Source organism: Metabacillus lacus (assembly GCF_009674805.1).
GTDB classification, from domain to species: Bacteria; Bacillota; Bacilli; order Bacillales; family Bacillaceae; genus Metabacillus_C; species Metabacillus_C lacus.
This window is the reverse complement of sequence record NZ_WKKI01000020.1, coordinates 51525-61992: the sequence shown is the minus strand read 5'-3', so window position 1 is coordinate 61992 and position 10468 is coordinate 51525. Positions and strand designations below refer to the sequence as shown.

10 protein-coding genes are annotated in these 10468 nt (G+C 42.1%); 4 read left to right on the top strand and 6 right to left on the bottom strand.

The window, feature by feature from the left end; genetic code table 11:
• Positions 1-197: 197 nt before the first annotated feature.
• The gene (locus tag GJU40_RS11545) at positions 198-413 is read right to left on the bottom strand and encodes an alpha/beta-type small acid-soluble spore protein (protein WP_154307913.1); all 216 of its coding nucleotides are present in this window, start codon (positions 411-413) and stop codon (positions 198-200) included.
• 167 nt (positions 414-580) lie between these two features.
• Between GJU40_RS11545 and GJU40_RS11540 the strand changes: the two genes are divergently transcribed.
• Positions 581-784, top strand: coding sequence for a hypothetical protein (locus GJU40_RS11540; protein ID WP_154307912.1), 204 nt, complete (start codon positions 581-583; stop codon positions 782-784).
• A gap of 72 nt (positions 785-856) precedes the next feature.
• Here the strand turns inward: GJU40_RS11540 and thiI are convergent, their stop codons facing one another.
• Together thiI and GJU40_RS11530 are read right to left on the bottom strand one after the other, a co-directional pair.
• Entirely contained in the window at positions 857-2065 is a 1209-nt protein-coding gene (gene thiI / locus GJU40_RS11535; protein WP_154307911.1) for a tRNA uracil 4-sulfurtransferase ThiI, read from the bottom strand.
• 5 nt (positions 2066-2070) lie between these two features.
• Complete coding sequence (locus GJU40_RS11530; RefSeq protein WP_154307910.1) at positions 2071-3219, bottom strand: cysteine desulfurase family protein; 1149 nt, start codon at positions 3217-3219, stop codon at positions 2071-2073.
• Between the two features lie 195 nt (positions 3220-3414).
• On the opposite strand from GJU40_RS11530, the gene brnQ reads away from it, so the two are divergent.
• Positions 3415-4743, top strand: coding sequence for a branched-chain amino acid transport system II carrier protein (brnQ, locus tag GJU40_RS11525; protein WP_154307909.1), 1329 nt, complete (start codon positions 3415-3417; stop codon positions 4741-4743).
• A gap of 283 nt (positions 4744-5026) precedes the next feature.
• On the opposite strand, the gene ezrA is transcribed toward brnQ, so the two are convergent.
• A complete protein-coding gene (ezrA, locus tag GJU40_RS11520) occupies positions 5027-6733 on the bottom strand; it encodes a septation ring formation regulator EzrA (protein WP_170289388.1) in 1707 nt (568 codons plus the stop codon).
• 203 nt (positions 6734-6936) lie between these two features.
• Here ezrA and hisJ point away from each other — a divergent pair, with 203 nt between their 5' ends.
• The gene (gene hisJ, locus GJU40_RS11515; protein WP_154307907.1) at positions 6937-7740 is read left to right on the top strand and encodes a histidinol-phosphatase HisJ; all 804 of its coding nucleotides are present in this window, start codon (positions 6937-6939) and stop codon (positions 7738-7740) included.
• Here hisJ and refZ read toward each other — a convergent pair.
• A complete protein-coding gene (refZ, locus tag GJU40_RS11510) occupies positions 7728-8378 on the bottom strand; it encodes a forespore capture DNA-binding protein RefZ (protein ID WP_154307906.1) in 651 nt (216 codons plus the stop codon). The two genes, hisJ and refZ, sit on opposite strands and share 13 nt — an antisense overlap.
• 132 nt (positions 8379-8510) lie before the next feature.
• Between refZ and GJU40_RS11505 the strand changes: the two genes are divergently transcribed.
• Complete coding sequence (locus GJU40_RS11505; RefSeq protein WP_154307905.1) at positions 8511-8990, top strand: GAF domain-containing protein; 480 nt, start codon at positions 8511-8513, stop codon at positions 8988-8990.
• A gap of 290 nt (positions 8991-9280) precedes the next feature.
• Here GJU40_RS11505 and megL read toward each other — a convergent pair whose 3' ends face one another.
• Positions 9281-10462 carry a methionine gamma-lyase gene (megL, locus tag GJU40_RS11500; RefSeq protein ID WP_154307904.1) on the bottom strand — a complete coding sequence of 394 codons (1182 nt, stop codon included), beginning with the start codon at positions 10460-10462 and terminating at the stop codon, positions 9281-9283.
• Between the last annotated feature and the right edge of the window lie 6 nt (positions 10463-10468).

Genomic DNA, 10468 nt, shown 5'->3' with positions numbered 1-10468 from the left:
TAAGGCTTCTAACCGTCGGTGCAACGGGATAGCCTAATCCATAACTAGCGGTTACGCTGGTGTTCTTAGGAATCCCCCACTTCAAACAGCTCGCAAGAGCAGTTAAGTGGCGGGTAGTTCAATAAAGAAACAAAACACCACAACATGAAAAAAGAGCAGGGAACATGTCCCCGCTCTTGTAGCCATTATCTATTTAATTATTGTTGTTGAAAGCTTCCACTCATGTTTTGTTGTGCGAAAGATACTAGACGTTTAGTGATCTCTCCTCCAACAGAACCGTTAGCACGAGAAGTTGTTTCTGCACCAAGGTTTACACCAAATTCAGAAGCGATTTCGTATTTCATTTGATCGATCATTTGTTGAGCTCCAGCTACTAGAAGCTGGTTTGAGTTGTTTGAGCTGTTAGATGCCATGTGTTTTCACCTCCTTGTGAGATTAGAATGTGTTAAAACACACAGCATCATTCAATAAAACCTGTTGGTAATTGTTGTTAGAAAAGCGGAAGGCGCCGCTCAGCCCCGACAAGCATAAGACGAGCATCTCTAAAAGGTGTTCTTTGCCTTTTTGAGATGATTGGCTTATGACCTCGAGGGGCTGGCGCCTGGAGCTGGACAATGTAGAAAAGCGGAAGGCGCCGCTCAGCGGCGACAAGCATAAGATGACTTGGACGGAAGGTCGTTCTTTGACCTTTTGGCCAAGACAGCTTATGACCTCGAGCCGCTGGCGCCTGGAGCTGGACAATAACGAAAAGCGGAAGGCGCCCGTAAAGCCCCGACAAGCATAAGACGAGCATCTCTAAAAGGTGTTCTTTGCCTTTTTGAGATGATTGGCTTATGACCTCGCGCGCCTAACTGTATCAAAAAAGCTGTGAAAAGCTTTCCTGCGTTTTGCTGGACTGTTTATCAATTGTAATGGTTTCCGTCTTTTCAACTGCCTTTTCAATTAAGTCCTCAAAGTTCACAAAGCTTTCGAAACGCTCTGCCTTCTCCTTTTTCGGACGTGTTTTTGGAGCAGCAGGAGTGAAGATTGTACAGCAATCCTCAAAAGGCTGAACCGAAATATCATGGGTTCCGATTTTTTGAGCGATTTCAATAATATCCAGTTTATCCATAGCAATCAAGGGCCTAAGAACAGGGGTGGATGTAACGCCATTAATCGCATACATACTTTCTGTTGTCTGGCTGGCAACCTGACCAAGGCTTTCTCCGGTCACAATAGCCAGTCCCCCATTTTTTTCACGGATGGCATCCGTAATTTTCAGCATCATTCTTCTGGTTGATGTCATTGTGTAATTTTCAGGTATCTGCTTTTGAATCAGTTCCTGAATTTCAGTGAATGGGACAATGTGGAGAACCATCTTCCCGCCGAATTTAACCAGTTCATTGGTCAAATCAACAACCTTTTGTTTAGCTTTTTCGCTTGTGTAAGGGGGACTAAAAAAATGGACCGCTTCAATCTCAAGCCCTCTTTTTAAAGACAAATAGCCTGCTACCGGGCTGTCTATTCCACCGGACAGTAAAAGCATCGCTTTGCCGCTTGTTCCTGCAGGCAGTCCTCCGGCTCCCTTATAGTCCTTTGCTGTAAAATATACCGCATCCTCCCTGACCTCGACTCTCAGGTTGATATCAGGCTTATGAAGGTCCACAGAAAGTTCTTCCGTGTTCACTAATATATGAGATCCAAGCTGATAGTTTATTTCATTTGTATCTAAAGGAAATGTTTTATCTGCGCGCCTTGTAGACACTTTGAAGGTATCGCCCCTACGATAAATACTTTTCACTGCACTCAGTGCTGCATCCTTCATGACAGATATGTCTTTTTCAGCCTTTACAGCCAGCGAGTAGGATTGAATACCAAACACATGTGAAAGCTTTTCAGCTATCAATTCATGATTTTCACCGTGAAGCTTGATATAGATACGGTCTCTTGTTCCTTGATAACGGAGCGAATCGTGCTCAGACAGCACATCTCTAATATTCTTCAGCAGGGAGTCTATAAATTTACGTCTGTTTTTCCCCTTTGTTGATATTTCTCCAAATCTAATCATTATATGGTCAAATAACATATACATTACCTCATAACATGTTTTAGTTTAGTTACGGACTTCTCCAGGCAGTTCAATACTTTGTCAGCCATGTGCTGACTGGCATCGTAAGAAAAACTGACTCTAAGAGAGCTTTCCGCTGCGGCCTGTCCTTTTCCCATCGCCATAAGGACAGCACTTGCTTTTTTTGCTTTAGAGGAGCACGCGGAAGTGGTGGATAAGATAATTCCTTCATCCTCCAGCATATGCAGGAGCACCTCCGCTTTTATCCCCGGCACTGAAAAGTTTACGATATGAGGAGCCGAGCCTTCAATAGGGGTATTTACTTGAACACCCTCCATCTTTGCCAGTCCATTCATCAGCTTTTTCTTTACTGCTGACATTTCTAAATGAGATACTTCAGCAGCTTCTAAAGAGAGTCTGAGGGCTTTTGCCAATGATACAATCCCTGCGATGCTTTCAGTGCCGGAACGCAGGGACGACTCCTGACTGCCGCCTGATAACAGCGGCAGTATTTCAACCCCCTGTTTTACGAACAGGACTCCCGTTCCATTCAGGCCGTGAAACTTATGTCCTGACAAACTTAGCAAATCTATATTGGCTTCTTTTATATTTAATGGAACTTTTGCAGCACCCTGAACATGATCCACATGAAATAAAATCCGTTGATTATACTGCTTGATCGCTTTTCCGATTTCAGTAATTGGCTGAACGGTGCCCACCTCATTGTTCACATGCATGACTGAGACAAGGATAGTATCCGGACGTAAAGCTTCTTGTATCTTCATGGCCGAAACTCTTCCTTCGCCATCAACAGGAATATACGTTGCCTCAAAACCAAACTCTTTCTCCAGCTGGTGAAATGTTTCCAAGATAGATGGGTGTTCAACAGAAGAGGCTATAATATGCTTGCCTCTTCGCTCATGGAAGAAAGCAGCTCCTTTGACGGCCATATTATTGGATTCAGTTCCTCCTGAGGTAAATATAATTTCATCTGCATGTACTTTTAAAAGTTGGGCTGTTTGTTTTCTGGCCTCTTTTAACAGCCTTTCAGACTCAATTCCAAGTTTATGAAGGGAAGAAGGATTCCCAAAATATTGTCCAGCAACGCTTGTAAAAGCAGCAAGCGCCTCTGGATATGGTTTTGTTGTAGCACTGTTATCTAAATAAAGCATCTTCTACCCTCCATAAAGCACTTAATCATGCAACAAAATATAATACCACATTTCAGCCTGTATTCATATGAATTCCTGGTTCAATTGACAGCCTAAGTTTTTTAAATATAATTAATATGAATTGTCTATTTTTTTCGACAATAATATTTTTATTATGTTAGAAAATAGTTTAAGGAACTTCAGGGGGATGTTTTTATGAAACAAACACTATCTGGAAAAGAAACATTTATTATTGGATTAATGCTCTTCGCTCTCTTTTTAGGAGCCGGAAATATGATTTTCCCTCCGTTGCTTGGACAGTCAGCGGGTGAGAATGTTTGGATTGCTGTTGCTGGATTTCTGATTACAGGAGTAGGATTGCCTTTATTAGGTGTCGTAGCCGTTGGCCTGTCTGGAAATGATGTCCAGTCTCTTGCCCGGAAAGTTCACCCGCTGTTTGGAGTGGCATTTCCCATTATTATGTATTTGGCAATCGGCCCTATGTTCGGTATTCCAAGGACCGGAACAGTTGCTTTTGAAATTGGTGTGACTCCCTATTTGCCAGAGGAGATGGAGAGAAACGGAATCAGCCTGCTGATTTATACAGTTGTTTTCTTCAGCATCACATATGCACTGGCCTTAAATCCAGCCAAACTTGTTGACAGAATCGGGAAAATACTGACGCCAGCGCTTCTGGCTGTGCTGGCCCTTTTAATGTTTAAAGCTTTTGCAACCCCAATGGGGACGTTTCAGCCAACTCAAGAACCGTATACAGAAGGTGCTTTCTTTACAGGCTTTCTAGAAGGATACTTAACGATGGATACCATCGCAGCACTTGTTTTCGGCATCGTCATTGTAACGGCAATTAAAGAGCGTGGTGTCACATCGAGAAAAGCAATTGCCGGGGCGACGGTTAAAGCCGGTTTAGTTGCTGCTGCGGGTATGGCTGCCGTTTATTTATCTCTGGCTTATCTCGGAGCAACCAGCGTGGAGTCGATTGGCTATTCGGAAAACGGAGCAGTCATCCTTTCGAATTCAGCCACCTACCTATACGGATCTCTGGGGACAGCGGTGTTGAGTCTTGCCATTACTTTTGCATGCTTAACTACAAGTGTCGGACTTGTATCAGCCTGCGGAAATTATTTTTCGAAAATTCTACCAAGTATCTCGTATCGGACCGTCATCCTAATTGTTACTATATTTGGCGCTGTGATTGCAAACATAGGCCTTACTCAGCTGATCGCATTTTCCTTACCGATTCTGGTGGCAATCTACCCTCTGGCAATCGTATTGATTTTGTTAAGCTTTCTTGACCCATTATTCAAAGGCTCATCGCTTGTTTATGGTTTTAGTATTTTGCTGACCGGCATCTTCAGCATGTTTGACGGACTCACAACTGCTAACATAAATTTAGGAGCAATAGAAACCCTGCTAGAGAAGTATCTCCCATTTTTTGAAATAGGGATTGGCTGGGTGATTCCGGCACTTATAGGAGGGATTTTAGGCTTTATCCTGTCTTTTCTACGGCCTAATCATCATGCCTAACTATAATGAACATAAAAGCTAGCATCTGTTTTAAAAATCGCACTTGCTCATAGCAGCGAGTGCGATTTTTTTATTTTAGTTTTATTCTTATTAGAAATGGCTGTTTAAACAAAAAACAGTGTTTACCTATCTATTCCTCTTCTCTTCTGAAGGGGCTGTGTTTGTGTCACTTATCCCCGTGCTTTACTCCAATGAGCAGAAGCTGCAGACCAAACGACAGCTTCTGGAAAGCCACCTAACATGTCCCACTAAAACAAAAAGAATCCTGCAGCTAACTGCAGGATCATGGATTGATTGCTTTTAGTTCATCGTCAATGATGTTCTGTATCCGCTGAAGCGAACCGGGATCTACTTGTTCAAGTGCCGCTGCAGCTGTCTCCAGGGACTCTTCATATTTATAAGCCCTAAAGAGATTTTCTGCTTCAGTTAATGACGAAGCAAGACCGCTGTTTCTGCTTCTAAAACGATTGCCGTACTGAATGACCTTTTCAATCAAATAAACCTGTTCCACCATATCGTTTGTTTTATTATTAAGAGCTTCCACAGCTTCGACTGCATCCTCAAGAAGGTAATTCACCGCGACCATATCCAGCGGTATTTCATCGAGTTTCTGAACAACCATGGAAATTGCCTTGCTTGATTGAACCACTGATTCACGATAGGATTCCGGAAGGCCCGGAATGTTGCTTTTTTGTATCAGCCTGTTGGATTCCGTTATCATTCTCTTCATCTCAGTGAGCTTTTGACGGGCCTGAAGTTCATCCTTCCTCAATGCCTGAAGCTTTTGGCGGTAAGCATCATGTTCCTTCTCGACATTTTTAATCTTATCGTCAAGCTCCTGCAAATCTTCCTTAATCAAGGAGTAAGCAACCTGATCCTGATTCATGTGCTGAAAAACGGCATCGTATTGCTTTTGAAGCTGTGAAATCTGCTTGCCAATCTGTTTTTGCTTTTCAATGTCCTGTTCTGTCAGCTGATAGCTCTGTCTGACTATGTCTGTTTCAGCGTCTGTAAGCTTTCGGTCTGTCTCCAGCTTTTCAAGTGACTTTTCCATAGAACCTAGTGCTGTTCTGACAAATTGATTTGCGCCTACTTCCTTTTCAAGAAGGTCATAGAAGGTATCAATAGATTCATTGATTTCCTGAATCTCTTCAGAAATTTGTTCAATTTCGGTCTGTTCTATTTGTTTTAAATAGATTTTCACATTTTCAGAAATTCTGTTAAGCTCTGTTTCAATCTGAATGTGGCTCAGCAGATAGCCCTGCTCCTCCATTTCCCTGTAGCCTTCAAGGAGCTCATGAATCTGGGCAGGTATAGCATGCTGGCACTCGGAAAGCAGTTTTGGAATATGCTCAATTTTATAGCAGACTATGTCTAATTGTTCCTTTTGAAGAATGAGTATTTCACGTGCAGCTATGTAGTTGCCGGCTTCGGTTTCTACATCAAACTGTTTCAGCGCCTCATAAATTTCATGCAGTTTTTCTTCAAGTTTCTGCTGGGCTTTGCCAAATGTATGGGCGTGCGCTAAAAGGGTTTTCTTTGCTTTTTTGAAAGATTCCCTTAAGTCCCCGATCTCCACACTGTTTTTTTCTTCGCTGGAAACAAGCTCGTGTATTTCAGAGATGATTCTGTCGATGTTCTGATCTGTATTTTGAAGCACCTTTTCAATATGCTGCAAAACCTGCTTGGATTTTTTAAAGCGGTATTTATCCGCATAATCCTCTGCATCAAACAGGAGCTCCTCCACTTCGGGAAGCTGGGTGGTAATAATCTCATCCCACTCTTCTCGCCATCGTTCGAACATTTCCTCTGCCTGCCCGGTCATCTTCAAATCTTTTACCTTTATCATTTCATCTGCAAGCGAACGATTCATGATGGCAATTTTCCGGGCTTCAAGCCTGTCTACTTCCTTATAAACCCTCTTCCTCATAAAGTATCCAATCCCGAACAGGATGAGGATTACAATTAAAATACCAATAACAATTTCCATAGTGGGCCCCCTCATTGTAGCAACATCCACAGTTATAGGGATAATTGGGTACAAATCCATTTATATATGTATATTAATTTCCAGATAGATGTTATTTCAATGTATTTATGATACCATGTAAACGACATTTTTTGACCAAGTTTTTTTATTTTTTTCATAATTTAAGCCTGTGATTACTAAGGAAAGACAGAGGTGTTTACAAGATGATTAAAAAAGACGGGCATATTCACACTCCTTTTTGCCCTCATGGGACTGAGGACCTGATGGAAGAGTATGTCTTAAGAGCCATAGATTTGGGGTTTGATGAGATTTCGTTTACTGAACATGCTCCATTACCTGAGGGTTTTACTGATCCAACTCCAGACGGAGACAGCGGTATGAAACTCAGCCGCCTTCATTCATACTTTTCAAGCATAGATAAAATCAAAGAGAAGTTCGCCGGGGAAATTTCCATCTTAACAGGATTGGAGATTGACTATATAGAAGGGTATGAAAAAGAAACAGAGCGTTTTTTAAATATGTGGGGACATTTGCTAGATGACTCTATCCTCTCAGTTCATTTTCTTAGAACTTCTCGCGGCTATACATGCGTGGACTACAGCGCAGATGTATTTGGCGAGCTCGTCGAACAAATGGGCTCTGTTCTTAAAGTGCATGAAATGTATTACGAGACAGTGAAAGCAGCGATAAAATCCAACCTAGGGAATTATAAGCCCAAACGGCTCGGGCATGTCACTCTTCCAAGGAAATTTCAAAAAAAATACCCGCTTGAGCAGCAGGCAGGCAGTTTACTGGATTCTATTCTAATAGAAGTAAAGAAACACAGCATGGTTCTGGATTTCAATAGTGCAGGACTTCGAAAAAAGGACTGTGGTGAAACATACCCGCCCGAAGACATTGTCAAGAAAGCACAGCTTCTGGACATTCCATTCACTTTTGGCTCTGACGCACATGCAGCAGAGGACGTTGGAAAAGACTACGACCTCTTTTTACGCTATCTAGCCTGAGAAATAAGATCTTCTTTTCCCGCTGTAAAACAAAAGCTATCCAGCCAAATTTCAATATCTTTATAATATTGAGTGACAAAGTAAACCTCGTGGGACTGTATATGAAGGACCTCAGCCATATACTGCGGCTGAAGATAAGGCATATGAAGCAGGCTTTTTAACTGCAGGATCATATGCGCAGAAGACACATTTCGGAACATGCCCAGTTTTTTTCCCTGCTCAATAATGAATTTTAAGTAATACTTTTCCTTTGTAAGGTAGGTAACCATTACTTCTCTTATTAAAATAGAATCCAGGGTTACTTCACGATGCACAATTCTCGCAAGTTGACGGTGCTCATGCTGATAGATTAAAATATCTAAAACCAGCTGCTGAAGGCAGTCCTTAGGATTAGAAGAAGGAAGGCGGGCATAGCCTTTTTCAATTACGGCAAGGTAGCCTTCAAAAAATTCCTGAACCAGGAATTCCAGCAATCCATTTTTACTTTTGAAATAATAAGAAATATGAGCAACATTTGCATTGGCTTTATTGGCAATCTCTCTTACCGAGGTCCCGGTAAATCCTTTTGTGTGAAATAAGAAGACGGCGGCATCAATAATTTTCTGCTTCGTATTTGCAGAAGCTGCTGTTGAGTTCAATGGCTTCACCCCTTCAAATTGGTTATTTACTGTATTCCATGCGAAAATGTCTATTTCCTTTTATGACTTCTCGACAATTCTTTTAGGAAAACAGTCATTTTGAAAAAATAAAACTAAAGGTGGGGAAAGAACATGTTCCATGTCGAAAATTATAACGGCAGCAAAAAAGATCAATACAGCCTGCTTATTAAACAACTGAAAGCCCTTTTGGAGGGAGAAAATGATCAGTTAGCAAATCTGGCTAATTCTTCTGCCTTGCTCAACCAGTTTCTCACTGAAGTAAACTGGGTCGGCTATTACCTTTATAAGGAAGATCAGCTGATTCTTGGACCTTTTCAGGGACTTCCTGCATGCGTGAGAATACCGCTCGGCAAAGGTGTTTGCGGCACAGCTGCGAGCAATCAAAAAACGGAGAGAGTGGAAGACGTGCACCTTTTCCCGGGACATATTGCTTGTGACGCTGCATCGCAATCAGAAATTGTTGTACCGATAATGAAAGATGGAGAGTTGTTCGGGGTTCTTGATATTGACAGTCCTGTTAAGAACCGATTTGATGAAATTGATCAGCATTATCTCGAATTATTTGTCGAAGAACTTATTCTTCATTTATAAAAAAATAAAACAGCCTCCCGAGAGAAAGGCTGTTTCAGACCGTAGACAAACTCAAGGATTCCGAGTTTTCCTGCGGTCTATTTTATTTTAAAAATATAGATAGAATACCAAGGTGGTGAGATTTCCACTCCGGGCGGACGCTTTCCGCGGGCGGGGCCGAGCCGCTTCCCTCGCTTCAGGAGGCTCGCCGCCCGCCCCCCGGAAAGCAAGCACCCGGAGCTGAAATCAACTTTTCCCCCACCATTCCTAAACAAAAAAATAACAAAAGGCAGCGAGAAGGAAGGCTGTTTTTATATGGACCGAAGCGCCCGGCTCAAGTCCTCCCATATATCTTCCTCTGCCTCAAGTCCAACTGAAAGTCTGAGCATATTATCTGTTATCCCCATTTTTATCCTTTCTTTTTCGTCTATTACAGAATGAGTCATTGTGGCAGGATGCTGAATGAGTGTTTCCGCATCTCCCAGGCTGACCGCAATCTTCACCAGCTTCAAAGCATCCATTACTTTCTGCGCTTCCTCTTTTCCTCCTTTAACAGTAATGGTAATCAAGCCTCCGCCCTTTTTCATCTGCTTTACGGCGAGGTCATATTGCGGAAAGGAACGCAGAAATGGATAGGATACGCTGCTGATGACAGGGTGATTTTCTAATTTTACAGCAAGCTTTTCAGCAGTTTCACAGTGGCGGTCCATTCTGACAGCCAATGTTTTTAAGCCTCTTAATAGCAGCCATGCATCAAAAGGTGAAAGCACAGAACCTATATCTTTTCTGACTGTCATTGCCACTTCATTCAAGTAATCTATTTTTCCGACCGCTATACCCGCAATCACATCTCCGTGCCCTGAAATATATTTTGTAGCACTGTGAATGACAATATCACAGTTCAGCAAAAGCGGCTGCTGAAGATATGGAGAACAGAACGTATTATCTACTATGACCGGAATACCATGTTTTTTTCCTATTTTTGCAGCAAGCTCTAAGTCAATAAGTTCCATTGTAGGATTGATTGGTGTTTCTATATAAATGCAGGCTGTTTCAGGAAGGATTGCACTCTCAATTTCCATGCTGCTGTTCATGCCGGAAAAAGTATGGGAGATAGCAAACTTTTCTTTCAGCATTTGAAGCAGACCATACGTACAGCCATATACACCTTTAGAACAGAGAATATGCTGATTTTGATTAACAAGGGACAATAACACTGATGAAACTGCTCCCATTCCGGAGCTGAAAGCAAGAGCTGCTTCTCCGCCTTCCAAATTCGCTAATTTTTTCTCCAGCATCTCTACTGTCGGATTAGAAAGCCTGGTGTACACTGGACCCTCATCTGCCCCTGAAAATCTCGCTTCCCCTTGTGCGGCATTTTCAAAAGCAAATGTTGAAGTTTGATACAAAGGAGGAACAAGGCTGCGATAAGGATCTTCATGCTTTTCAGAAGAATGAATGAGTTTGGTCTCAAAATGCAGATCTTTTTCCATGTCTTT

Coding starts and splice junctions, on each gene's coding strand:
- GJU40_RS11505 (WP_154307905.1), top strand. CDS start 8,511: ATGTTCCATGTCGAAAATTATAACGGCAGCAAAAAAGATCAATACAGC.
- megL (WP_154307904.1), bottom strand. CDS start 10,462: ATGGAAAAAGATCTGCATTTTGAGACCAAACTCATTCATTCTTCTGAA.
- ezrA (WP_170289388.1), bottom strand. CDS start 6,733: ATGGAAATTGTTATTGGTATTTTAATTGTAATCCTCATCCTGTTCGGG.
- GJU40_RS11530 (WP_154307910.1), bottom strand. CDS start 3,219: ATGCTTTATTTAGATAACAGTGCTACAACAAAACCATATCCAGAGGCG.
- thiI (WP_154307911.1), bottom strand. CDS start 2,065: ATGTTATTTGACCATATAATGATTAGATTTGGAGAAATATCAACAAAG.
- hisJ (WP_154307907.1), top strand. CDS start 6,937: ATGATTAAAAAAGACGGGCATATTCACACTCCTTTTTGCCCTCATGGG.
- GJU40_RS11545 (WP_154307913.1), bottom strand. CDS start 413: ATGGCATCTAACAGCTCAAACAACTCAAACCAGCTTCTAGTAGCTGGA.
- brnQ (WP_154307909.1), top strand. CDS start 3,415: ATGAAACAAACACTATCTGGAAAAGAAACATTTATTATTGGATTAATG.
- GJU40_RS11540 (WP_154307912.1), top strand. CDS start 581: ATGACCTCGAGGGGCTGGCGCCTGGAGCTGGACAATGTAGAAAAGCGG.